This is a genomic window from Winogradskyella maritima (assembly GCF_042650215.1).
Lineage (GTDB): Bacteria > Bacteroidota > Bacteroidia > Flavobacteriales > Flavobacteriaceae > Winogradskyella > Winogradskyella maritima.
Window position 1 is genome coordinate 1,254,094 of sequence record NZ_JBHSAT010000004.1, and the last position, 23,132, is coordinate 1,277,225.

Genomic DNA, 23,132 nt, shown 5'->3' on the forward strand with positions numbered 1-23,132 from the left:
TAATCTTTATTTTTAATATTTTTTTTAACCTTGAAGTTTACGCTGAATATGAGATTTTAGTGATTCTCTCATACAAGAATCTCTTCTTTTTTCGGTGTAATAGTTTTTAATAATTATGAATGGCAAGTTGAATAGAGATGCTGACCTTTGTTTGGTAGAGGTATTTTTAATTTAAACATAGCAGTATAATCCATCACATTCTCCACGCCATCCAAAGCACACAAATGCATAACTACTGCTTCTAATCCATTAAAAAGCACATCAGAATCGGTTGGATTTTCAGGCTTACTATTCTTGTGATGTAACGGAATTTGAAAGCCACAAGCTTTAAGAAACACAGCTTCAATATTCAATAATTCTAAAGGCGTGTAGCCATTGAAACGTCGTCCCAAAGTTTGATGAACGCGCCCTACATAATTCAGTTGAGTTGAGCCATGTTGGTCGGAGAGGTGTTTCCAGCTATCGGTATTATCCAGAATATTTCCGACGGCGCACTGCTTGCAACATTCAGGATTTAGGGTGTTGTTGTGGAAGGCCGTGTAGAGTTTTTGTATGGCGTTTTCAAATCGAGATGGACGTATCATAGCTATTCTTTTTCATGATTAAGATACGAAATGTTCTTCAAATAGTTTGTTAAGCTATTTATATTCAATTATTAAAAATTCAGCAGTAGTGTCGCCAATATTAAGAACCTCATGCGATGAGATGCTATCATTACTAAAGCCATATCCTGTAGGAACGTTGACCTCACGAGTCCCTGTTTTATCGGTAATCCTAAATTTGCCTCCAGAAATTGTGTAGCCATAATGAGGATTATGATAATGCTTTTCATGCCCAACATTCGGCGGAAACGTACATTTTAAAATCCGAATGCTTTCGTTCTCTTTTTGAACTTCGCAAACGGCTTTGCCTTTCCAGCCAGCTTCCAACGGGTCTGGGAGTTTTGGAACATCTTTACAGTTTAAGAACATTCCTAAAATCAATAGAATGAAATAATATTTAGAAGACTTCATCATGGCGTTCAAAATATCAAGGGAATAAAAAATTGAAACATGAGAATCAGCAATCCGACGGAAATCAAATTCAAAATAAATCCAACACGCGCCATCTCATGAACTTTAATGTAACCACTAGCAAAGACAATAGCATTTGGCGGTGTGGCCATCGGTAGCATAAAGGCACAACTGCTGGCAATGACCACAGGAATCAATAGCTGTAAAATAGGGATGTCCAAGCCAATGGCAATTCCGGCGACAACAGGGGCTAACACGGCCGTCAATGCAATGTTACTCATCAGTTCGGTCATAAAAAGCATTAAAAGGATAAGTAAGCTAGCGGTCAACAGAATACTAATTTCGCTGGTAGAGATGGCATTGGCTACCAAATCTACAATGCCGGTGGTAGACATGGCTTTAGCCAAGGCTAGACCTCCGCCAAAAAGAATGAGAATGCCCCAAGCGAGCTTGCTGGTGTCTTTCCAGTCGAGGATAAATTCACCTTTCTTTAGATTAAACGGAATGGCAAATAGCGCTATTGCGCCTAACATACTAATCATGGTATCATTCAAACCAAGATTCGGGAATATGGAATTAATGAGCGTTCTAAAAATCCACAGCGACACAATAATTGCAAACGTAATAAGTACCTGACGTTCCTTTGGCGTTACTTTTCCTAAGGCTTTCAATTCGTCTTTTATCACAGATTGTGTAGCGCCAAAGACCAATCCTTTGTTGGGGAACATCTTTATTAATACAAAGTAGATGATGGCAATTAAGGTAGCCGAAAACGGAACGCCGAGCATCATCCAGCGGACAAAGGATATTTCAATGTTGTATTCATTTTCCAATAATCCTATCATAACTGAATTTGGAGGAGTGCCGATTACTGTGGCAATACCGCCAGCATTGGCTGAAAATGCAATCCCGAGCATCACGCTCAATGCAAAATTCTTGTCTTTTTTAGTAAAACCATCAGCGTCATTAATCAACATTGCAATAACCGACATGGCAATGGGCAACATAACCACTGTGCTTGCGGTATTGCTAATCCACATACTCATAAATGCTGTGGCTATCATAAATCCGAGAATCACTCTATTGGGAGATGTTCCTGTTTTATTGATGATACTAAGGGCTATCCGTCTATGGAGGTTAACTTTTTCTAACGCCAGTGCCAAAACAAAACCACCAAAGAAGAGAAATATGATTGGGCTTCCGTAGTTAGCTCCAACATCTTCAATAGGCATGACCTTTAACAACGGAAATAGCAATAGAGGCAACAATGCGGTAACCGAAATAGAAACGGCTTCGGTAATCCACCATATCACCATCCAAAGGGCAACAGCAATCACCTTATCGGCTTGGGCATTTATAAGGTCTATCGGTCCCAGCGTAAGGATTAAAAAAACCAGCGGTCCTACAAATAAGCCTATACTCTTAGACAATGGGTGTAATTTCATGCGATTAAAATAAGTATTAAATACGAATGTGAATAGACCCCACGTTTATCTCTTATGAAGAAACTTTTACTCAGTTTGGTGCTTATCGGTGGTCTGCTGGCTTTGGCCTATCAAATTCGGCCTGTACGGCAAACCGTCGTGGCTATTGTGAATACACCAAACTATATTAATGAAGCTGGAAAAACCATTGCAAACCGTGTGAGTATGCCTGATGGATTTGAGCATATTAAGGTCGATTCAAACTCATTTCAATTTTATATTCGGCATCAAAATTTGAAGCCCTTTGGGAGCAAGGTAATCAATTACGATGGTGAACCTTATTTCTACCAATTGGGACATGTTGGCGTTTTGGATGTGGACGTCCCTAGCAACGGCTTGCAACAATGTGCTGATGCCCTCATTAGATTACGAAGCGAATATCTTTGGAACACCAATCAGAAAGACAAAATTGGTTTTGAATTTACCAGTGGCGACTATTGCTCTTGGAAGACATATGCCGAAGGCTATCGTCCAAAGATTAATGGCAATGACGTTCGGTTTTTAAAAACGGCACAAGCCAATCATTCAAAAGCAAATTTCTACAACTACCTGAATCTCATTTACACCTATTCTGGGACGATGTCTTTGAACAACGAGTTAGAAACAGTTTCATCAATCGAAGACCTTCAAATTGGTGATATGCTTATAGTCGGTGGCTTTCCGGGCCATGTAGTCATGATTGCTGATATTGCAGAATCTGATGAAAACGACCGTTTATTTTTATTGATTCAGGGCAACACGCCAGCGCAAAGTATTCATCTGTTGAAGAATCTTGAAAACCCTTCGATTTCACCATGGTATAAGTTGGCGATTAATTCGGAAATCTATGTGCCAGGCTTTACCTTTGCTAATTCAAAATTTGTTAGATTTAAATAATTTGCAAATACAAAGATGCTGTCACATTGAGCGCAGTTGAAATGCATCTGACGAATACACCAATTTAATGTCTAAACCACTCACAAAACAAGAATTACACAACCTAGCCATGAATCACGTTGGTAAGGATTTGGAATCTCGTGGTTTTGAATTTGTAGCGATTAACAGCAAATTAAAAAAGCATCCTCAATTTGTGTGTATCGATAAAAACAGCCAGTATTTTTTTGTGATTGTACGTGCAGTGTTACTCCCAGAAAACCCGAATAATTATGATGTTATTTGGATGGAAACATTCAAGAATCACGCTAGGGATAAAGATGCCAAAGTCTTGTATGCTGGTGTTGGTTTGGGCAATCCCAATGGCGTAGATTTACCCGTTTATCTCAATGAAGAGTATTTGATTGAATACAACGGCATTCAGGTTATAGAAACACACTTAAATTAATATGAAAAGACTACTACTTGCGTTTTGTGTTATTTGTTGTCTGGCTTGCGAAGATTATAAAAAGGAAAACATGAGCATGTCTGGGCCTATCTTTGGCACCGGCTTTAATATTCAATATTATTCAGAAAGTGACACTAACTATCAGAAACAGTTTGATAGTATTTTTGCGGTTATAAATAATTCCTTATCCACCTACATTCCAGATTCTGATATTTCTAAATTAAATCGAGGAGAAACGGTGACCATGGATAAACATTTCGATAACGTCTATCAAGCTTCAAAAAAAATCTTCAAGGAAACCAGAGGTATTTTTGACCCTACGATTGGCAATGTGGTTAACGCTTGGGATTTTGGACCAGAGGAAAACAAGTTTGTTACCGATAGTACCACTATTGATAGCTTAATGAAGTACGTTAATTTTGATAAGGTTATTAAGCTAGACAACCGATTTATAAAACCAGAAGGCACCTATTTTGATTTTAATGCTATTGCCAAAGGTTACGGTATTGACGTCATTTGTGATTTTTTAGAGTCGGAAGGCGTGACCAATTACATTGTGGATATCGGCGGTGATATGCGTGCTAAAGGGATTAATGTTGAAAAGTCTAAGGTTTGGACGGTCGGTATTGATGACCCCAATTTTGATGGGTCACAGAGCTATTCTAAAGTCATCAACCTTTCTAATAAAGGCATGGCAACGTCTGGCACATATCGAAAATTTAAAGTGGATGAAAACGGTAATCGCTATGCACATATCATTGACACCAAAACGGGCTACCCAACCAAAACCAATGTGTTAAGTGTCTCGGTAATTGCACCAAACGCCATGTTAGCAGATGGTTATGCTACGGCCTTTCAGGCAATGGGAGTTGATTCAACCAAAGACTTTTTGAAAACACATGATGAACTCAAAGTCTATTTTATTTTTCTGATTGCCAATGGTGAATTGGAGACCTTGAGCTTGAATGGGTTTCCGGAGTAATGTTGTACTTAGAAATAAAAGAAACGCTTTTAGAAAATATTACTTCTATAATTCATATGACTTTTCATCTTTGTAACTTCAAATTCTATCAATAGGTTGAGGTTCATAAGTCTAATACTTCTTTGTGTAATTTACACTGCTCGGATTTTTGCCCAGCAACCCGCCCACATACAACTTACAGAAAAAGATGGGCTACCAGATATCGAAATATTTAATATAATTGAAGATTCCAAACAATTTATTTGGTTGTCCGCGGATAAAGGTTTATTCAGATACAATGGAAGAGAATACAAGCATTTTACGCATCCCAAACAGCGTGGTAATGCTGTCTTTGGTGTCCTTGAGGACACTCAAGGTAGAGTTTGGTGTACGAATATTTCGGGTCAATTTTTTTATGTGGAAAATGACCGAATGCATTTGTTTTTAGATTTGTCAGATAAATTGAGAGGTCTAATTTCAGAATTTTTAGTTTCCGATAATATTCTATATGTCCTGTCTGCGCAGAAGCTGTTTAAAATCCCCATTAAAACATCAGAAATAACGTTATTGAAAAACAATAGAGGCTTTATCGGTTCATATAGTCAACATAATCGAGGCTATGTTTACTCTTCCTTTAATATGTTGTATTTTACTGATAAAGAATTTGTAATACAAGATTCTCTAAAGCTAGACATGATTAAAAGTTTTGATGAAGAATCTGGCATAATCAGGCGGATAAATACGTTCCATGACGATGAGACTTCATTCATATATTTTTTAAAATTCGGAAAAAACACATTCTATAGTACAGATTTTGAGAATCAATCTATTAGCGCTATTGAGATCCCAGAACGTCTAGAGCAAACGTTAATAACACATATTTCAAAATACCACGATCAATTCTGGATATCTACAGACAACGGTCTTTTTGTTTGTGAGTTACAAAGTAATAATTTGAGAATTGTTAATCATTGGTATAATAAAATATTTGTGACTAAGACTATTTTAGACAAACAAGACAACTTTTGGATCAGTACTAAAGGTAACGGCATTTACCTAATACCTAATATTGGAATTTATCATTATCCAATGTCAGAAAGTTTAGAAAATATAACAGAATTAGAATCAATAGATAGTAATGAAATATTATTTGGAACAAACACTGGGTATCTGTCAAAGTATAACATAAAGTATCATAAATCAGCAATTATTGATTCTTCTGGGGCTAATAGGGTTTCTAAAATTGTCAAAGCCCAATTTGATAAGGACTTTATCGTCGCTAAAGAAGATAAGACGTTCTTATATAAAAGTAATGCTGAAGAGTTACTAGAAATTTCTTCTGATTTTAATGGTGCTAAGGATATATCAGTAGTAAATGGTGGTTATCTAATATCATTATATAATGGCGTAAAATTAGTTGACCTAAATTATAATCTAGAAGAATCACTTGGAGAGACACGGTCTTACGCTAACTGTTATAATTTAGAGGAGAATTCAATTTACGTGGCTTCCGTTAATGGCTTAATGTTTAAACCCGACGGAGCTGAACTCAAGGAAATATTTAGTGATGGTAAAAAAATGTACATCAAAGTATTAGATATTTCTACTGAAAATGAGGTTTGGGCAGGGTCATTTAAATCTGGTATTTATAAGTTGAAAAATGGTAATGTTGTAAAGCATATAACCAAAAGAGATGGACTACTAAGTAACATTATTACAGAAATAAAATGTGATGACAAAGGGCTCTGGATTGTCACGGATCTTGGTTTACAATACTACGACTTTTTAACCAAAACGTTTAAATCTATTACTAAACAAGATGGAATGCCAACTTACCGTATTGCTGATATTTTACCAATAGGTGATTATATTTATATGGCTTCGAACAATGGGATGTTCCGGCTTGATAAATCTACGGTGTTCAAACCTAGGAAAACTGCAGATATATATATCGCCAATATAAAGGTAGATTCTGAAATCAAAACTCTCAAAAGCCATTATAACTTAGATTATGACGAAAATGCGATAGAAATAACGCTTAATGTTAATGGCTTCCAAACCTCAGAAAATCTGAAATACCAATACCGGCTTATCGGATTAGGAAATAAATGGCAGACACTCAGGGGGAGTGATCCTCAGATAAATTACAATAGCTTGCCGAGTGGTAATTTTAAGTTCGAAACAAGAACGATAACATCCAGTGGTGAGATTGGTGAACCCATTAATCTAACATTTAAGATAGCAAGACCCTTTTGGTCCACTTGGTGGTTCTATGTGTTAATTATTCTTACTGTAGGCTTTTTAGCATATCTTTTTTTTAGACGAAAAATTAATGTCCTTAAGCAAAGGCAGGTCGAGGCTCTTCAACAAGAGATGGTAAGTAAGCAATTAGTGCTTTCTCAATTGGAAAACTTACGTTCGCAAATGAATCCGCATTTCATCTTCAATGCCCTTAATTCTATTCAAGAATATATTGTGATGAACGAAAAAGATCTAGCGAGCACCTATCTTATAAAATTTAGTCGACTCATTAGAATTTATTTGGATCATAGTCGTGAAAACGAGGTGGTACTTTCTGAAGAAATTAAGGCGCTGAAAATTTATCTTGAACTTGAAAAGAACAGATTTGAAGATGCACTAGATTATTCGATACATGTTTCTGACAATTTAAGTACAAGTGATATTCAGATACCATCTTTGTTTATTCAACCGTATGTGGAAAATGCTCTGAAACACGGATTACTTCATAAAAACACCAATAGGGAATTAGACATCTCGTTTAACTTGGATCGCTTAGAAACCAAGCTATTCTGTACTATTAAAGATAACGGTATTGGCGTAGAGGCTTCAAAAGAACTCAACAAAGGACGTAGGCCACAACACAGGTCTTTTGCAACTAGTGCTAACGAGAAACGTGTAAAGCTTATAAATCAAAACAGAAACGAGAAAATAAAGGTTACTGTTAATAGTAACTCTGATATTGATAATGATTATTGCGGTACAGAAGTAATTATTACCATACCATTAAAATCATATAGATATGAAGGCTTTAATCATTGATGACGAAAATAAGGCAAGACGCTTGCTCAGATGTATTATCGAGGAATTCTGCCCTGAGATTATAACAATTTTTGAGGCACCAGAATTAGAAACGGGTGTAGAAATAATTAAAGCGGAACAACCAGATATTGTGTATCTCGATATTGAAATGCCTAAATATTCTGGTCTGCAAATTTTGGAATTGCTTGAGGATGTTTCGGTAAATTTTCAAATCATTTTTACAACAGCTTATAACCAATATGCGGTTGAAGCTTTTAAGCTGTCGGCCATTGATTATTTATTAAAACCAATTGATAAAGAAGAATTTAAGCAAGCTACTGATAAAGCTATAGAGGCGCAAAAAAGTCGAACTTTGAACAATCAATTTGCAGAATTAAAAAAGGCATTCAATCAATTGGCTTTGAGTAAAATAGCATTAGAAATACCAAAAGGTGTTATATTTATTTCACATGACGATATTTTGCTTTTTGAAGCAGATGGCATGTACACTAAAGTCTACTTGCAAAATGGCGAAACGCAATTAATATGCAAACCCCTCAAACACTTCGTAGGGCAATTGAGGTCACTTTCATTTTTTTATAAACCTCACCGTTCATACCTAATCAACTTAAAACATATTAAAGAATTGTCGAGAAAAGACGGTTACCATTTAATTATGAAAAACAACAAAACTATACCAATAGTAAAAGATAAGCGTGAAAATTTTATGTCTGTAATTCAGCAAATATTTAATACTTAGATTTAGCCCCTTTTGATTTAGAAAAAAATATATAGACTTCAGAAATAAAAGTTTAAAAATGCCTCCATAGTGAGGCATTTTTGTTTTGTATAATTTAAAACTTTCGGAGATGAAATTAAAATTACTAGTTGCTACATTGTTAATATTTGGAATGTCTTATACACAGACCTTCAATTGGGATTCATCCAGTGTAAATCTTGCTAACTGTAATTCGGGACCTTCAAGTGGTCAACTCTGCACAATCACAGAAACTGTTATGGCTGTTACTTGTGCATTTACTGCAGAATTAAATGGTAATAATTCCCGAGTTATTTTTGGTCCCTTTAATCAGGGAGCGACAGGTAATGGTGTGTCTAATGCAGATGACGATGCTACGGTCGTTATTACATTTAATAGTCCTGTAGATATATCTACTATTAGCGCCTTTACGGACACCGGGTCTGGTTCTTTTGAGTTTAGGCCAATTTCGGCTACCAGCGGCAGTAACACAATTTTAAATATTAATAACAGTGCTTCTACACAGGCCTTAAACTGGACAGGTGTAACAAGAATGGAAGTAACACCAGAACTTAGTGGCGCAAATAGAGTTATTCGTTTAGATGATATTGCATTTACGCAACCTATAGTTAACATACCAGATGCTACCTTTAAAGCAAATTTGGTTAACAACACCAATATTAATACCAATGGCGATACCGAAATACAGGTTGCTGAAGCTGTTGTATTTACGGGAGGCATTCAAATTAATAGTCAGCCAGTTATGGATGCTACAGGTGTTGAGGCTTTCACAAATCTTTCAGGTTTTCTTTGTAGCGGTTGTCAATTGACGTCAATCGATGTCTCAGGTCTATTATCATTACGTTTTTTTGATGTCGGTAATAATTCTATTCAATATCTCGATTTATCTAATAATTCAATGTTAGTACAAGTTGTGGTTTTTAATAATGGTTTATTAGGTTTGGATGTGGCAAATGGGAATAATACGGATATATCTATATTTTCAGCCGAAATAAACCCGAATCTGGCTTGTATTAATATAGACAGTGGTTTTACACCACCGAGTAGCTGGAGAAAAGATAATGCATCAATGTATAGTGATAATTGTCCACCATTACCTTCATTATCTATTAACGACTTTAGTAGCATTCATTTTAGGTTATACCCAAATCCAACGACTTCACTTTTAAATATTGAAAGTTTACAAGACATTAAACAAGTAAATGTTTATTCCATAACAGGAAAGGTTTTGAAAACCATCAAAAACTCTAAAGCTATTGATGTCTCAGACTTAATGACTGGTGTCTATTTTGTTCAGATTACTGGAAAAAATGGAGCGGTTTCAAAATCAAAATTCTTAAAGAAATAATTACATAATTTTTAATTTAGTATATCAAAATGAAAAAGCCCATACTGATACTTGCGTTTTTATTCGCATTGTTCAACGCTTACGCACAAGACACGGTTAATGATCAATCACAAGAGCTAGGTAGTATCGCTACAGGTCAATATTTAGCCTACTTAACAAAACAAGATGCAAGCGGAAAATACCTCGGTGGTATCCGAGAAAAACCATATTTCGTTTATGCCAAAAATGCTTATAGAGTAAGACCAACAAGCCGACATAAAGAAGTGTATTTGTATGATAATCCCAAATATCTTGAAGAAAACGCAGACTTAGAAAGATGCCCAATGTATATACCAGATAACGAGGCATTTCCGGTAACTTACGTAAAAAATAATTACGAAGGTAACACCAAACTACAATCGAGTATCGGGTTTACCCCAAGGTCCGAAGCATATATGCAGGAGTCTAGAGCTGTATTTTTAGATGGTAAAATTTACTTGATTGAAGACTGGAAAGATCAAGACAATTACGCCTTAAAAATGGTTTTGGAACTTCAAGAAGGCAAATTAGGTGGCTTGAAAAAAATAAAGATGTCAATGAAAAGTCCAAAAAAAATGGCTACTGAAGACCCCAAGGCGGTTTTGGACGCTTATTTAAAAAATGCCTTTGCTAAGCAAAAAGATGTGTATGCACAATGGATAAAAGATCCAATAAATAAAGGTATTGAAAGTAATAAAAAGGACATAAGCCTATTAATGGCTAAAACCATTAAAAAAATGAGTGATGACTATTTAAAGTCTGCCGAGTTTAAACGTATCCAAGAAAACAACCGTTTGGCTGAACAACGTGATAATGCAGGCAAAGTCACTATTAAAAATAACACGGGTCAAACTATCTACATATATGAAGAAGGCTCTAGAAACGGTAGTGCAGTTCGCCCCAACAGTTCGGGTTCTGGTAATTGTAAAAAAGCACTATACTATACCTTTAGTAGCAATTCTTCAGTAAATGGTGGCGGCACAAAATTTTATGCAGGCAATGAATCTTGTGGTGGCACGGTATCAATTGATTAATATGTTTAAATTCTCTTTTTCGAAAACTACAGTAATAATGCTTTTTTTAGCCTGTTTGCTTTTCCTTCAATAATTGCGCAACCATCAGCAACAACTATAGATGGAAAATACACAGCAATGGAACCCGAGCGGGGCACATCTGGTCCTAGTAAGGATAAGGTGATTCAACTTGTCGAAAATAACGGAATGCTTATGTTGGCGGTTGCCGCTTGCGAAAAATGCTTTCCGGCCTTATATACGTATAAATCAGATTTAAGTAAACAATTTGGTAAATCTGTTTTTAATAATAGCATGGGTTTTTATGCTGTTTCATATGATGGTAATAGCTTCGTTGTTTTCTTACCTTCATTATCTGCAGAAAAAGATTTTGAGTTCAGTAATTTTTACAGCAAAGAAACTTCAAAATTAAAGTTCTTAACAAAAAAGAAAGTAGAAGAATATGCCACAAAACTTTTGGATTTGCTTTAGAAAAAAACCAAGTACATTCAGAAATAAAAGTCAATTAGTGCCTCAATAGTGAAGCATTTTTGTTTCTAATTTTAAGAAAATCCTACATTATGAAAAAATCAGTTTTAAGGCTATTTACGCTTGCCATGTTATCAAGTTTTCTTTTTTTGGCCTGTAGCAATGACGACGATGCATCTAATAACGAGCCAAGACCATTCGTGACACAATGGAGAACAGACACTAATGACCAAGAGATTACTATCCGTACCAATCCTAATCTTACGGATTATGATTATAGCATTGATTGGGGCGATGGAACCATTGAGAATAACCTATCTAATGATGCCATACATACGTACGCGAACGCGGGCACATATATTGTAGAAATCTCGGGAGATTTCCCAGCGATTTTCAGTCAAACAGGTGATTTTGATAACACGCTCAAATTAATAAGTATTGACAGCTGGGGAGATATACAGTGGCAGAGTATGCAAGCTGCCTTTAGGGAATGCAGAAATTTAGAGTACAATGCTACGGATGTACCAGACTTGTCCCAAGTTACGGATATGTCCTCTATGTTTCAAACCTTCGGATCTTCAATTTTTAATGGAGACCTTGATGATTGGGATGTAAGTAACGTTACCAATATGAATAACATTTTCGCTAGAGCAACATCTTTTAACAGTGATTTGAACAACTGGGATGTTAGGAATGTCAACGATATGGATGAGATGTTTGCCAATGCAGAAAATTTTAATGGAGATATAAGTGATTGGAATGTTGGTAATGTAATAACAATGCGTTCTATGTTTTTTTCGGCAAGTGCGTTTAATAGTAATATTAGCGGTTGGAATGTGTCTAGTGTGACGAATATGGATTTTATGCTTAATTCGGCAACCGTTTTCAATCAAAATTTAAGCGGTTGGGCTACAGATAACGTGGTTAACTGCATGCAGTTTGGTACAAATTCTGCATTGACCGATGGCAATTATCCTACTGCTGGTAATTGTTTTTAGATTCTTGATTCAAATCAAATATTCAGAAAAAAACAGTGCACTTTCAGAAAAGATGTAATTAAAATGACTCGATGTCGAGGCATTTTTGCTTTCTAATAAAAAATCTAAATCTATTAAATTATGAAAAAACTACTACTTATTTTGTTGTTTTGCATAGGTACAGCCAATGTAAATTCACAAACTGTTGTCTATGTAGATATTGATGCTACTGGAGCAAATGATGGCACATCATGGGCCAATGCTTACAATGATCCAAATGAAGCTTTCCAAAATTTGTCCACAAACAACGTGGAGTTCTGGATAGCAGAAGGCGTGTATTTGCCCGATTCTTACGCTACTTTTAATGCTTTTGGTATACCTAATGCTTTTGATAATATTAAAGTTTTGGGAGGATTCAATGGCACTGAAACCAATGCTTTGCAAAGAAATTTTAGAGCCAATCCCACAGAGTTAACTGGAGACTTTTCGCAGAATGACGTTATAGGTGGCTCATCAAATTTAAGGGTTGATAATGCTCAAACAACGCTTTTTATAGGATCGAGCAATACTTTGGTGGAAGGTGTTACAATTAGTGGTGGTTATTCTGGCGGTGGCTCATTAATAATCAATAAAAATGGTGGTGGTGTATTTGTAAGCGGCACAGCTTTAAATGTAACTTTAAAAAACTGTAAAATAACAGATAATTATGCAGCCAATGGCGGTGCAGGAATCTTCCACTTTGCGGAGGTTAGTACCGCTTTGGAAATTGTAAACACCGAAATTAGTTTCAACAGAGCCAATTGGGGCGCTGGGATCTATGCCATTACTTTTGCCAACAATATTAGCTATGATGTAAATAGCTATGGTAATCTTTTCTTTGGAAACCAAACAGATCAATTTGACAGTTCTTCAACTGTATTTTCCGGAAGTGCTATGTGGCTTAGGGCTTTTAATACTGGGTCAACCGTAAACGCAAATATCTTTAACAATGTTATCTATGGTAATATTGATGGAGGATCCTTACCTGCGGACAGAGGCAGAACATCAGTAGGTGTAGAAGAAGCTAATGGTGCTACAATCAATGTACAATTTTCTAACAACATTACAGAAAAAAATACGGATGGCGTAGCTTTTACAACACCAATTCTTTCTGAAATTGTAGATGGTACCAACTACGGTAATCCTGTTATTACTTACAATCTTTCTGATGCAGGTTTTAGTGGTTATGCAGGAGCTACTGTTAATAACAACACTGTTATTAACGATTCAAATACTAATCCAATATTTTCAGATGCTGCAAATGGAGATTTTACTTTGGTTAATAATTCGTCGGCTATAGATAGTGGAGATGCTAATTTGCTGCCATCAACATTTACTGTAGATTTTGCTGGTAACCAACGTGTTTTTGGAGCAAATGTAGATCAGGGAATTTATGAATTTGGTTCGCCAGTGTTAAGTATTGATGATGTTGATGTATTTAACAAAGAGATTAAGCTGTATCCAAATCCCGCAAGGTCTATTTTAAATATCAGAACCAATCAACCTAATGCTGGCATTGAGATTTATTCAGCATTGGGACAGAAAGTGATTGTTTCAAATCAAGATACGATAGACGTATCACAACTTGAAAATGGGCTCTACTTTGCGAAAATAAAATCCGAAAACGATAAAATACAAACTCTAAGATTTATCAAAATTAATCTCTAAAACGGTTGGTTGATTTATTTAGTTAGTGGAGCTGCAAGGATTGTATGTAAAAAGTCAATCCTTGCATTCTTTTTAAAATTAAAATTAATGTCATATCGGATCGTTCTTTGATCGTATAAAGTCTATAGAAATGAAGTTTATTAAAACGTACAGATTGGAGATTTTTCTTTTTTTGTTTTATAGTTTATTACTCTTCAGTCTGTTTTAAAATTTTTACTGGTCTTGCAGCAAGCTTATGTCTAATCAGTATGTTACAACACATAGAGCCAAAACCTCTAACAATATAAACGGCAACTGGTAATTAAGAAAAAAGGTTACTTATACACCACCGGAATAATCTCACCCTTCGCCAATCTAAATCTATCAGTATCTTCGTCAGAAAGCGTTGCTGTGTAATCCACTTCTTCAACCTTGAAACCAACTGACCGAAGCTTATCAAAATAATCACGGCCATATACACGCACGTGGTCGTACTGACCAAAGATTTTAGCGCGTTCGGCTTTGTCGGTTATTGAGGCATCTTCGAATGTAGCTTCACGATTTAAATCTTGTGGAATCTGAAACACACCCCAACCGCCAGGTTTCATAACACGATAGAGTTCTTGCATGGCTTTGTTGTCGTCAGGTATATGCTCCAACACATGGTTGCAAAGAATGACGTCGTAACTATTGTCTTCAAAGGGTAGGTCGCAAATGTCAGCCTTCACGTCGGCAATTGGCGATAGCAAGTCTGTGGTGGTGTAATCCAAATTTTCTAGCGCTCTGAATCTGTCTAAAAAGCACTGCTCTGGGGCGAAATGTAGCACCTTCAAATTCGAACTAAAGAAATCAGTTTCATTTTTAAGATAAAGCCAAAGCAAACGATGGCGTTCTAAACTTAGTGTTGAGGGCGAAAGCACATTTGGGCGTTGGGTACCATAACCATAGGGCAGAAACTTACTGAAATTTTTGCCGTCGATGGGGTCTTTGTATTTTGTACCTTTTAGGAAGAATGCTAAAATTGGTCTAACAACATAGCTCAACCGAATGAGGATTGGGCGCGGGATAAGATTGAGTATGAGCTTAAAGAGGTTTGACATTAGTTTATATGGGGTTTTACACAGAGTTTCACGAAGTTGACACGGAGATTCTCAGAGAATTTAATCATTAGTATTGATAAATCTCTTAATTCCATTTTTAAGAAGTTTAGAACGAAAGTTGAATAAAAGTCCAACAGGATAATCACCCAACTTCATGTAAGTTAAAATTTGCGCGGTATGGACATCTGTAAATCGTTCTACAGTTTTCAATTCGATAACAACCGTGTTTTCTACAAGTAAATCTATGCGATAACCATTGTCTAAAATCAAGTCTTTGTAGGTTTTAGGTTGAGACACCTCTTTTTTGACCGAATAGCCTAATGCTCTCAATTCATATAAAAGACATTCTTGATAAGCGGATTCTAATAATCCCGGACCGACTGCTTTGTGAACCTCTATGGCAACTCCAATAATATTTTCTGTGATTTTATCGTAAATCATCAAGTAATATAATATTCAAAATACACAATAGTAATTCCTCCGTGCAACTCTGTGTGTCTCTGCGTAACTCTGTGTGAAAACTATACCTCTATAGGCACAGCCCTAAACTCATCCTCCTCATCCGAAGTAATCCCCAAAGCCTCATGAACATACTTAAAAGTCGATAAAATCTCAGGTTTTCCATTAACCAATGCCACATCATGTTCAAAATGGACGCTTGGTTTTCCGTCTTGGGTGACAATCGTCCAACCATCCTTAAGTTGTTTTACTTTGTGCGTTCCCATATTAATCATGGGTTCTATAGCAACAGTCATACCTTCCAAGAATTTTTTACCGCGTCCGCGTTTACCGTAGTTTGGCATTTCCGGGTCTTCGTGCATTTTTTTTCCGATACCATGCCCAACCAATTCCCGAACCACACCATAACCTCGGTCTTCGCAATATTTCTGAATTGCATAGCCCACATCACCAACACGATTGCCGTTTTTAAATTCACGAATACCTACATAAAGCGATTCCTTGGTCGTCTGAATGAGCCTTTTAGTCTCTTCATCCACTTCTCCAATTTCAAACGTATAGGCATGGTCGCCATAGTAATCGTTCATCAGTGCACCACAATCCACAGAAACAATATCACCATCTTTGAGCGGGGTATCTGTCGGAAGGCCATGAACAACAGCTTCATTAACACTACATAATAACGTGGAAGGACAATCATAAAGCCCCAAAAACCCAGGAATTGCACCTTGCTCACGGATAAAGTCTTCCGCAAGTTTATCTAGTTGTTGAGTTGTAACACCAGGCTTTATCTCCTTGGCCAACATGCCTAGGGTTTTAGACACCACCAAGGCACTTTGGCGCATTAATTCTATCTCTTCTTTGGTCTTTACAATAATCATTGCAGGTAAAATTAGACGGCAAAGATAGCTATTAATCTATAAAATGAATTTGGATTGAAGATGTTAAGTCGCTATGACTTTAGCCAACCGAAAAGGCCTCCTTTGTTCGGCTTTTTTTCTTCGGAAATAATCTCGTTGGTAATCATTTGGTAGACTTTCCCCCAGCCGATAAAACCGCCGATATTTCTATCATCTATAAAAAGGTCAGCGTGAATTTTTCGACTTTTTTTCGAATCGAATTGCTCCTCAGGAAAACTCTTATTTACGGCATAGAACTCGATACCATTATCCTTACAGAATTGAACAGCTTCTTCAAGCTTTGAACCATCTCTATAGGTCCAAAGGATGAGTCGATGCCCATCTTTTTGAAGGCGCTTCAAGGTTTCAAACGCAAAAATTTGAGGTTTTCCAATATCGGGATAAGCATCATGCACGATGGTACCATCAAAATCTATGGCTAGTATGAGTCGGTCTTGAAAATTCATATTACACCAAACTATGTTGCGTCATGGCTTTTGGTTGTTCCACACCCATCAAAGATAAAATAGTTGGAGCAATATCTCCAAGAATTCCGTTTTTGATTGTTTCTAAATCTTTGTCAATAAGAATCACAGGGACAGGATTAGTGGTATGCGCTGTGTGGGGAGACCCATCAGGATTTATCATGGTTTCGCAATTGCCATGGTCTGCAATTAATAATGTTGTATAGCCCTGGTCTAGCGCTGTGGAAATGATTTTCCCTACGCAGTCATCAACAACTTCGCAGGCTTTAATGGCTGATGACATCACTCCAGTATGGCCTACCATGTCGCCGTTGGCAAAATTAAGGCAGACAAAATCGGGCTCGCCGTTTTCTAGTTTAGGTAATAGGGCTTCAGTAAGTTCGTAAGCACTCATTTCCGGCTTTAAATCGTAGGTCGCAACTTTGGGAGAGTTCTTCAAAATGCGCGTTTCACCTTCAAAGGGTTCTTCTTGCCCTCCTGAAAAGAAAAACGTCACGTGAGGATATTTCTCGGTTTCCGCAATTCGTATTTGGGTCTTTCCTGATTTTGAAAGGACTTCACCTAGCGTTTCGGTAATATTATCTTTATTGAAAACTACTTTGATGTTTTCAAAATTCTCATCGTAATTGGTCATGGTCACATAATACAAATTCAACTTGTGCATGTTCTGTTCATGAAAATCACGTTGCGACAATGCATCCGTCAATTGACGTCCTCGGTCGGTTCTAAAATTGAAAAAAATCACCACATCGTCTTCTTCGATTTTAGCGGTTGGTTCACCTTCAGAATTTAGAAGAATCATCGGTTTTAAGAATTCATCGGTGACATTTTCTTCATATTGATTTTGAATCGAATTCAAGATATTGGTCGTTCCCTCACCTTGACCGTTTACCAGAGCATCGTAAGCCAATTTTACGCGCTCCCAACGTTTGTCGCGGTCCATAGCGTAATAACGACCAGTGAGCGTAGCGAGTTTTGCCGTGGTTGTTTCTAGGTAGTCTTCGAGTTCAGAAATAAATCCATAACCCGATTTTGGGTCGACATCACGACCGTCCGTAAAGGCATGGATATAGACATCGCTCAAGGCATTTTCCTTGCAGGCATCCAACAGCCCGAAGAGATGATTGATGTGTGAATGCACCCCGCCATCACTAACCAAGCCCAAAAGATGAACTTTTTTATTATGGTTTTTGGCATAGGTGAAGGCCTCTTTTAATACGAGTTCGTCCTTTAGTTTATCGTTTTGTACGGCAAGGTTGATTTTTGCCAAATCTTGGTAAACGATTCGTCCCGCACCTAAATTCATATGACCCACTTCACTATTGCCCATTTGTCCTTCTGGCAGTCCAACATGTAAGCCGTCCGTTCTTAGCGTGGCATGTGGGAATTTCGAATATAAACTGTCAATAAATGGCGTGTTGGCTTGGTCTACGGCAGAAACTTTAGGGTCGGGAGATAGGCCCCAACCATCTAGAATCATTAAAATGACTTTTTTGTTCATATGTTAATTCTGATGAAGCTCAAAGATAAGATTTCAAATAAAGATAGGTTGCTAACCGCTAGATTTATTGAACAAGTTTCGAAATAACTGGCTTTAACAGTTTGAAACACTTTTAGTTAAACTAATGTTATAAAGGTGTATGTGTTGTAACGCAATGAGATTGTAGGCGTCTTTTAAGTAACAATCATAACATAATCAATTAATTAAATTCTTTCATCATGAAAAAAACATCAATCATTTTAGCCTTGGCATTAGGGCTATTCACAATTAGTGTAAATGCAAACGAGATTTTAACGGAAACTTCATCTACAGAATTGGTTAGCCCAATATCTGAGGTTAGCGCTTTGTGCAAGGCTGCGGCCACGGGTGATATAGACACCGTAAAACAACTTATTGCCAATGGGAATAAGCTAGATGTAAAATCTAACGGAATGCTACCCATTCATTACGCGGCAAAGTACAATAGAGTAGAAGTAATTAAAGTATTGATCACAGCGGGGTCAGATGTTCATACCCTATGCGATAAAGGATACAGTGCTTTAAGACATGCTGAAAAAACAAATGCTAAAGATGCAGCCTTGTTTTTAAAGCGATTTAAAAAAGCATCTTAAAAAATTAGTTAGAGTTAGTTTGGAAAAGCACCTTAGACTTAGGTTTGGGGTGCTTTTCTGTATTTCGCAATGGACTCTCTAATTTTTTCAATCCTATTTTCAGGATCTGGATGTGTGCTCTGAAACTCTGGAACTCGGTTGGGGCCAGCGGCATCTTTAAGAATTTGCATGACGCCGATCATTTCTTCGGGATTATAGCCTGCTTTCATCATAAATCGGACGCCCAAGTCATCGCTCTCCAGTTCGTCGCCACGACCATTTTTAAGCAATTGACCTTGTCCGATTTGTTGCGCTACCTGCCCAAAATCTATGGCTGCAGCACCCATAGCGAGTGTTGACCAAAAGTTTGAATTTGTAATTCGCTCATTTGAATGTTTCCCCAGAACGTGCCCAATTTCATGGCCGAGAACCCCCGCCAATTGGTCTTCATTTTCCAATTTTGAAAACAAAGCATAGGTTATGAAAATCTGTCCGCCAGGTAAGGCAAAAGCATTGATTGTTTTAGGATCTGCCAATAGATGGAATTCATATTTGTACGGTGTTTGTTGCGCAATACTGTTATCAATAAGTTTATTACCAACATTATCCACTAAAGCTTGATATTGATTGTTTGGATGTAAACCACCGTGTTGCTGTGCCATTTGTGGCGCACTTTGCAGACCGATGGCAATTTCTTGCTCGGGCGATAAGGATATTGCCTGTGTACGGCCGGTATATGGATTTTCTTCCTGCTGGCTACAGCGTCTCAAAAAAGCAAATACAACAACGGCCAAACCTATAAGTAATCGGATTTTAAAACTTCCTCTTCTCATTTTATTTTTAATTAGATGATGCCAAAAGGTACAAATGCTATACTTATTTTGTTAACTCAAATCCATATTAAAGTTTACTTTATTAATTAACGAATTTTGCAATTAAGGGATAGAGAGATTATTTTTATCATTAATAATTGTTACATGGAAATTAAATTCGAAATTCTCCCTAATTCAGATTTAGGCAAGATAATCCCTTTGGTATTCAAATTGAATGAGGGCCGTGTGTCTGAAACTCTTTTAAAAGAGCGGTTCAACGAAATGAAGCATCAGAATTATGAATGTGCTGTGATTTATGATGGCGAGCAATTGATAGGTGTTTCTGGCCTGTGGTTCTGTACGCGTCATTACACGGGCAAGTCTGTAGAATTAGACCATGTTTATATTTCCGATGCTTATCGGGGTCAAGGATTGGGTAAGCGATTCATGTCTTGGATAAAGACTTATGTTGAAGAAAAAGGCTGTAAGTCCATGGAGTTAAACACCTATGTACACAACTATCCCTCACACAAATTTTACTACAATGATGGTTATGAAGCCTGGGGCTACCATTTCTTCAAAAAAATATAAGTCTACCCGTTGTACATTTTGAATACTAAAATACGATTCATCGTCACTTCGAGTGATTTTGAGGTACGAAAAATTGTATCGAGAAGTTATTTAAAGGAAAAATTCTGTTTCTCGATACAAATTTTTCTCATTTCAATCCAAAAATCCACTCGAAATGACGAATTTTCTAAAAATGCACAGCGGGTTAAGTCTATTTAATAGATGATAAGTCAGAATTTGATTCAATTTCAACAGCACGTTGGCCTTGTTTAAATAGCCTTGCTTGTAAATTCCCGCGAAGATTAATGTCTTCGCCATCAACCTCTATCCAACTGCCTTCGCGTAATCCAATAACCGGTTGTGGATTAAATTTATGAAACTCAGAAATACGCGTTTCACGGGTCTCGCCCATGTGGGTATTTCCTGAAATCGGGTCAAGATAATGCGGGTTGATATTGAACGAAAACAGTCCCATAGCTTTAAAACTTGGCGGGTAAACAATGGGCATATCATTGCTTGTGCCAATGGTGAGCCCGCAGATATTACTACCGGCGCTGGTACCTAAATACGGTGTTCCATTTAAGATACTTTGCTTTAAATCATTAATAAGATTGAGTTTATAAAGTTGGTCTAGCAACACAAATGTATTGCCACCGCCCGTAAAAATACCTTCGGCATTCATAAGTGCTTGCTTAGGGTTTTCAAAAGTGTGTAGTCCTTTGACGCGTTTTCCTATTTTGGAAAAAGATTGACTTACTTTTTCCGTGTAATCGTCGTAAGAGATACCACTTGGTCTGGCAAAAGGAATAAATATAATCTCATCAGCTTCTTTAAAGAAGGGTTTGAGCTCTTCATGCAAATACTCTAAATGACCACTTCCAAAAACGGTTGAGGTGCTGGCGGCTATGATGTTTGCCATTTCTTTTTTGCGTAAATTTAGAGATAAGTTCAGTTTAACAAAAATTTACCACCACATTGGTAAAAGCTTAAGAGGCTTCTGTCTTAAATTTACATAAACCAACAAACGCTACTATGAAAACCATCTACCTTTTTCTCTCACTATTGTCTGTCTCACTATTTTCAGGAGCTCAAGAAATCATTCGTGTGGAAATTTCTGGTAAAATTGTGGTGGATTCTGATGAGCGCGAAGGTATAACCGTTTACAACTCAAGTTCCAATAAAGGGGTAACGACTGAGGCGAATGGCACCTTCAAAATTAATGTTGCTTTGAATGATGTTGTGGAGTTTGGTGCACTTCAATTTAAAGATTTCACCGTAAGGGTTGATGAAAATGTGATGAAATCCAAACAAATGACCGTGTATTTGGTTGAGGACGTCAATAAGCTCGATGAGGTCATTGTACTTCCGTATGATTTAACGGGTAACTTGGCTACAGACCTTGAAACGGTGCGAACGTTTAACGTGGATATGGACGACATCTATACGGATGCGAAAAATACCGAATTGTACGAGTATACAGCAGATGAAAATACTAAAGTTGATAACCCCTTCACCAACAGGGAATTTAAATACGGTCTTAATATTATAAATCTAGTTGGTCTGTTTACCAAGAAAAAGAAGACGAATCCTGAATTAGAATCCGAATTGCAAACCCCAATCTCAAAGCGGTACAACGCCAAGTATATTAATGAGAATTTTAATATCCCACTGAATCAGGTTGATGCTTTTTTTGATTATTTGAAAGGTAAAGAACTCGATGAAAGACTTCTTGAAAAAAACAATGAATTGCTCCTTATCGACTATATCCGAAAGCAAAGTCAGCTATTTTTAATTGAGCGTGGCAAAAACTAAATTTCTCTTTTTTTTCTTCGGTTGTTTTGTGCTTTCATTAAATGCACAGCAAAAAATTAATGGACAGGTCATAGCATCTGAGGATGTAGACCGTATTCATGTTTTAAACAAAACGTTTTCAAAATACACTGTGACCGATGAGCGTGGATTTTTTGAAATCGAAGCCCGGCTTCAAGATACACTTTCAATTTCTGGCATAAAATACAAACCCGTTGAGGTAGTAATCACTCAAGATATTCTCAGTGGCGGTTTGCTTCAAATTCAATTAGCCGAAAACATTAATGAGTTGGATGAAGTGACGGTGGGTAAAGTCCTTTCAGGAAATTTGGAAAGTGATATTGCCAATTCGGACGCTAAGCGAGATATCGACTTTTACGATCTTGGAATCCCAGGTTACACCGGTAAGCGAAAAACCCAAGTGGAAGCCCGGTTGCATGACGCGGATCATGGCACTATGTTGACACCGACTTCGGTGAACATCAATAAACTTTTAAATGCGATTAGTGGCAGAACCAAACGCCTTAAAATGCAAGTAGCTCTGGAGTATAGGGAAAAATGTATGCAACGTTATAAATCCGAATTTTCAAAATCATTATTCGATAATGAAACTCTTGATGAAACATTACAAGACAACTATTTTAACAGCCTCACCGATGACCCCGATTTTGAAGCGCTTTGCAAACAGAATGATGACTTAAAGTCCGTAGAATTCTTGCTTAGAAAGTTAAAGGCATATAAAGCCAATCTAAATTCTGAAGAAAAGAATTAACTTGGAACACT

Annotated in this window: 24 protein-coding genes; 14 read left to right on the forward strand and 10 right to left on the reverse strand. The window is 36.9% G+C overall.

What is annotated here, in order from left to right; translation table 11 throughout:
- Window positions 1-113: 113 nt before the first annotated feature.
- The 3 genes from ACFOSX_RS06705 to ACFOSX_RS06715 are packed head-to-tail and all read right to left on the reverse strand — an operon-like array spanning window position 114 to window position 2,458.
- A complete protein-coding gene (locus tag ACFOSX_RS06705; protein WP_386098281.1) occupies window positions 114-584 on the reverse strand; it encodes a Na(+)-translocating NADH-quinone reductase subunit F in 471 nt (156 codons plus the stop codon).
- Between the two features lie 54 nt (window positions 585-638).
- A complete protein-coding gene (locus ACFOSX_RS06710; protein ID WP_386098283.1) occupies window positions 639-1,016 on the reverse strand; it encodes a cupin domain-containing protein in 378 nt (125 codons plus the stop codon).
- Between the two features lie 5 nt (window positions 1,017-1,021).
- Complete coding sequence (locus ACFOSX_RS06715; RefSeq protein WP_386098285.1) at window positions 1,022-2,458, reverse strand: SLC13 family permease; 1,437 nt, start codon at window positions 2,456-2,458, stop codon at window positions 1,022-1,024.
- Window positions 2,459-2,512: 54 nt separating this feature from the next.
- Between ACFOSX_RS06715 and ACFOSX_RS06720 the strand changes: the two genes are divergently transcribed.
- The 10 genes from ACFOSX_RS06720 (at window position 2,513) to ACFOSX_RS06765 (ending at window position 14,145) form a co-directional block, all read left to right on the forward strand.
- A complete protein-coding gene (locus ACFOSX_RS06720; protein WP_386098287.1) occupies window positions 2,513-3,373 on the forward strand; it encodes a DUF4846 domain-containing protein in 861 nt (286 codons plus the stop codon).
- Between the two features lie 67 nt (window positions 3,374-3,440).
- Window positions 3,441-3,818 (forward strand): Na(+)-translocating NADH-quinone reductase subunit F, encoded by a 378-nt coding sequence (locus ACFOSX_RS06725; protein ID WP_386098289.1) that lies wholly within the window; start codon window positions 3,441-3,443, stop codon window positions 3,816-3,818.
- A 1-nt stretch (window position 3,819) separates the two neighbouring features.
- On the forward strand, window positions 3,820-4,800 hold the full coding sequence (locus tag ACFOSX_RS06730; RefSeq protein WP_386098291.1) for an FAD:protein FMN transferase: 981 nt from the start codon (window positions 3,820-3,822) through the stop codon (window positions 4,798-4,800).
- 96 nt (window positions 4,801-4,896) lie between these two features.
- On the forward strand, window positions 4,897-7,839 hold the full coding sequence (locus ACFOSX_RS06735; protein ID WP_386098293.1) for a sensor histidine kinase: 2,943 nt from the start codon (window positions 4,897-4,899) through the stop codon (window positions 7,837-7,839).
- Window positions 7,820-8,578 carry a LytR/AlgR family response regulator transcription factor gene (locus ACFOSX_RS06740; RefSeq protein WP_386098295.1) on the forward strand — a complete coding sequence of 253 codons (759 nt, stop codon included), beginning with the start codon at window positions 7,820-7,822 and terminating at the stop codon, window positions 8,576-8,578. Before ACFOSX_RS06735 ends, ACFOSX_RS06740 begins: the two co-directional genes overlap by 20 nt.
- 109 nt (window positions 8,579-8,687) lie before the next feature.
- Window positions 8,688-9,944: a T9SS type A sorting domain-containing protein gene (locus ACFOSX_RS06745; protein WP_386098297.1), complete on the forward strand. Its 1,257-nt coding sequence runs from the start codon at window positions 8,688-8,690 to the stop codon at window positions 9,942-9,944.
- A 29-nt stretch (window positions 9,945-9,973) separates the two neighbouring features.
- Window positions 9,974-10,996, forward strand: a complete 1,023-nt coding sequence (locus ACFOSX_RS06750; protein WP_386098299.1) for a hypothetical protein — start codon at window positions 9,974-9,976, stop codon at window positions 10,994-10,996.
- 117 nt (window positions 10,997-11,113) lie between these two features.
- Complete coding sequence (locus tag ACFOSX_RS06755; RefSeq protein WP_386098301.1) at window positions 11,114-11,464, forward strand: hypothetical protein; 351 nt, start codon at window positions 11,114-11,116, stop codon at window positions 11,462-11,464.
- 89 nt (window positions 11,465-11,553) lie between these two features.
- Entirely contained in the window at window positions 11,554-12,459 is a 906-nt protein-coding gene (locus ACFOSX_RS06760) for a BspA family leucine-rich repeat surface protein (RefSeq protein ID WP_386098303.1), read from the forward strand.
- A gap of 120 nt (window positions 12,460-12,579) precedes the next feature.
- Window positions 12,580-14,145 carry a T9SS type A sorting domain-containing protein gene (locus ACFOSX_RS06765; RefSeq protein WP_386098305.1) on the forward strand — a complete coding sequence of 522 codons (1,566 nt, stop codon included), beginning with the start codon at window positions 12,580-12,582 and terminating at the stop codon, window positions 14,143-14,145.
- Between the two features lie 314 nt (window positions 14,146-14,459).
- Here ACFOSX_RS06765 and ACFOSX_RS06770 read toward each other — a convergent pair whose 3' ends face one another.
- The 5 genes from ACFOSX_RS06770 to gpmI all read right to left on the reverse strand — a co-directional run bounded on the left by ACFOSX_RS06770 (window position 14,460) and on the right by gpmI (window position 18,568).
- Window positions 14,460-15,224, reverse strand: a complete 765-nt coding sequence (locus ACFOSX_RS06770) for a class I SAM-dependent methyltransferase (protein ID WP_386098307.1) — start codon at window positions 15,222-15,224, stop codon at window positions 14,460-14,462.
- A gap of 60 nt (window positions 15,225-15,284) precedes the next feature.
- Entirely contained in the window at window positions 15,285-15,665 is a 381-nt protein-coding gene (locus ACFOSX_RS06775) for a GxxExxY protein (protein ID WP_386100247.1), read from the reverse strand.
- A gap of 80 nt (window positions 15,666-15,745) precedes the next feature.
- Window positions 15,746-16,564 (reverse strand): type I methionyl aminopeptidase, encoded by an 819-nt coding sequence (map, locus tag ACFOSX_RS06780; protein ID WP_386098309.1) that lies wholly within the window; start codon window positions 16,562-16,564, stop codon window positions 15,746-15,748.
- 71 nt (window positions 16,565-16,635) lie between these two features.
- Window positions 16,636-17,049, reverse strand: a complete 414-nt coding sequence (locus tag ACFOSX_RS06785) for a BT0820 family HAD-type phosphatase (protein WP_386098311.1) — start codon at window positions 17,047-17,049, stop codon at window positions 16,636-16,638.
- A 1-nt stretch (window position 17,050) separates the two neighbouring features.
- Window positions 17,051-18,568, reverse strand: a complete 1,518-nt coding sequence (gpmI, locus tag ACFOSX_RS06790; protein ID WP_386098313.1) for a 2,3-bisphosphoglycerate-independent phosphoglycerate mutase — start codon at window positions 18,566-18,568, stop codon at window positions 17,051-17,053.
- A gap of 218 nt (window positions 18,569-18,786) precedes the next feature.
- Between gpmI and ACFOSX_RS06795 the strand changes: the two genes are divergently transcribed.
- Window positions 18,787-19,179, forward strand: coding sequence for an ankyrin repeat domain-containing protein (locus tag ACFOSX_RS06795; protein ID WP_386098315.1), 393 nt, complete (start codon window positions 18,787-18,789; stop codon window positions 19,177-19,179).
- A gap of 38 nt (window positions 19,180-19,217) precedes the next feature.
- Here the strand turns inward: ACFOSX_RS06795 and ACFOSX_RS06800 are convergent, their stop codons facing one another.
- Window positions 19,218-19,991, reverse strand: a complete 774-nt coding sequence (locus ACFOSX_RS06800; RefSeq protein ID WP_386098317.1) for a M48 family metalloprotease — start codon at window positions 19,989-19,991, stop codon at window positions 19,218-19,220.
- 144 nt (window positions 19,992-20,135) lie between these two features.
- Between ACFOSX_RS06800 and ACFOSX_RS06805 the strand changes: the two genes are divergently transcribed.
- Window positions 20,136-20,561 carry a GNAT family N-acetyltransferase gene (locus ACFOSX_RS06805; protein ID WP_386098319.1) on the forward strand — a complete coding sequence of 142 codons (426 nt, stop codon included), beginning with the start codon at window positions 20,136-20,138 and terminating at the stop codon, window positions 20,559-20,561.
- Between the two features lie 190 nt (window positions 20,562-20,751).
- On the opposite strand, the gene pepE is transcribed toward ACFOSX_RS06805, so the two are convergent.
- Complete coding sequence (gene pepE / locus ACFOSX_RS06810) at window positions 20,752-21,459, reverse strand: dipeptidase PepE (protein WP_386098321.1); 708 nt, start codon at window positions 21,457-21,459, stop codon at window positions 20,752-20,754.
- Window positions 21,460-21,572: 113 nt separating this feature from the next.
- Here pepE and ACFOSX_RS06815 point away from each other — a divergent pair, with 113 nt between their 5' ends.
- Window positions 21,573-22,352: a hypothetical protein gene (locus ACFOSX_RS06815; RefSeq protein WP_386098323.1), complete on the forward strand. Its 780-nt coding sequence runs from the start codon at window positions 21,573-21,575 to the stop codon at window positions 22,350-22,352.
- Window positions 22,339-23,121 carry a carboxypeptidase-like regulatory domain-containing protein gene (locus ACFOSX_RS06820; RefSeq protein ID WP_386098325.1) on the forward strand — a complete coding sequence of 261 codons (783 nt, stop codon included), beginning with the start codon at window positions 22,339-22,341 and terminating at the stop codon, window positions 23,119-23,121. The genes ACFOSX_RS06815 and ACFOSX_RS06820 overlap by 14 nt, the downstream gene beginning before the upstream one ends.
- Window positions 23,122-23,132: the final 11 nt, after the last annotated feature.

What these genes read in the sequence shown, in the direction of transcription:
- ACFOSX_RS06705 (WP_386098281.1), bottom strand. Translation starts at nt 584, where the DNA reads ATGATACGTCCATCTCGATTTGAAAACGCCATACAAAAACTCTACACG.
- ACFOSX_RS06710 (WP_386098283.1), bottom strand. Translation starts at nt 1,016, where the DNA reads ATGATGAAGTCTTCTAAATATTATTTCATTCTATTGATTTTAGGAATG.
- ACFOSX_RS06715 (WP_386098285.1), bottom strand. Translation starts at nt 2,458, where the DNA reads ATGAAATTACACCCATTGTCTAAGAGTATAGGCTTATTTGTAGGACCG.
- ACFOSX_RS06720 (WP_386098287.1), top strand. Translation starts at nt 2,513, where the DNA reads ATGAAGAAACTTTTACTCAGTTTGGTGCTTATCGGTGGTCTGCTGGCT.
- ACFOSX_RS06725 (WP_386098289.1), top strand. Translation starts at nt 3,441, where the DNA reads ATGTCTAAACCACTCACAAAACAAGAATTACACAACCTAGCCATGAAT.
- ACFOSX_RS06730 (WP_386098291.1), top strand. Translation starts at nt 3,820, where the DNA reads ATGAAAAGACTACTACTTGCGTTTTGTGTTATTTGTTGTCTGGCTTGC.
- ACFOSX_RS06740 (WP_386098295.1), top strand. Translation starts at nt 7,820, where the DNA reads ATGAAGGCTTTAATCATTGATGACGAAAATAAGGCAAGACGCTTGCTC.
- ACFOSX_RS06745 (WP_386098297.1), top strand. Translation starts at nt 8,688, where the DNA reads ATGAAATTAAAATTACTAGTTGCTACATTGTTAATATTTGGAATGTCT.
- ACFOSX_RS06750 (WP_386098299.1), top strand. Translation starts at nt 9,974, where the DNA reads ATGAAAAAGCCCATACTGATACTTGCGTTTTTATTCGCATTGTTCAAC.
- ACFOSX_RS06755 (WP_386098301.1), top strand. Translation starts at nt 11,114, where the DNA reads ATGGAACCCGAGCGGGGCACATCTGGTCCTAGTAAGGATAAGGTGATT.
- ACFOSX_RS06760 (WP_386098303.1), top strand. Translation starts at nt 11,554, where the DNA reads ATGAAAAAATCAGTTTTAAGGCTATTTACGCTTGCCATGTTATCAAGT.
- ACFOSX_RS06765 (WP_386098305.1), top strand. Translation starts at nt 12,580, where the DNA reads ATGAAAAAACTACTACTTATTTTGTTGTTTTGCATAGGTACAGCCAAT.
- ACFOSX_RS06770 (WP_386098307.1), bottom strand. Translation starts at nt 15,224, where the DNA reads ATGTCAAACCTCTTTAAGCTCATACTCAATCTTATCCCGCGCCCAATC.
- ACFOSX_RS06775 (WP_386100247.1), bottom strand. Translation starts at nt 15,665, where the DNA reads ATGATTTACGATAAAATCACAGAAAATATTATTGGAGTTGCCATAGAG.
- map (WP_386098309.1), bottom strand. Translation starts at nt 16,564, where the DNA reads ATGATTATTGTAAAGACCAAAGAAGAGATAGAATTAATGCGCCAAAGT.
- ACFOSX_RS06785 (WP_386098311.1), bottom strand. Translation starts at nt 17,049, where the DNA reads ATGAATTTTCAAGACCGACTCATACTAGCCATAGATTTTGATGGTACC.
- gpmI (WP_386098313.1), bottom strand. Translation starts at nt 18,568, where the DNA reads ATGAACAAAAAAGTCATTTTAATGATTCTAGATGGTTGGGGCCTATCT.
- ACFOSX_RS06795 (WP_386098315.1), top strand. Translation starts at nt 18,787, where the DNA reads ATGAAAAAAACATCAATCATTTTAGCCTTGGCATTAGGGCTATTCACA.
- ACFOSX_RS06800 (WP_386098317.1), bottom strand. Translation starts at nt 19,991, where the DNA reads ATGAGAAGAGGAAGTTTTAAAATCCGATTACTTATAGGTTTGGCCGTT.
- ACFOSX_RS06805 (WP_386098319.1), top strand. Translation starts at nt 20,136, where the DNA reads ATGGAAATTAAATTCGAAATTCTCCCTAATTCAGATTTAGGCAAGATA.
- pepE (WP_386098321.1), bottom strand. Translation starts at nt 21,459, where the DNA reads ATGGCAAACATCATAGCCGCCAGCACCTCAACCGTTTTTGGAAGTGGT.
- ACFOSX_RS06815 (WP_386098323.1), top strand. Translation starts at nt 21,573, where the DNA reads ATGAAAACCATCTACCTTTTTCTCTCACTATTGTCTGTCTCACTATTT.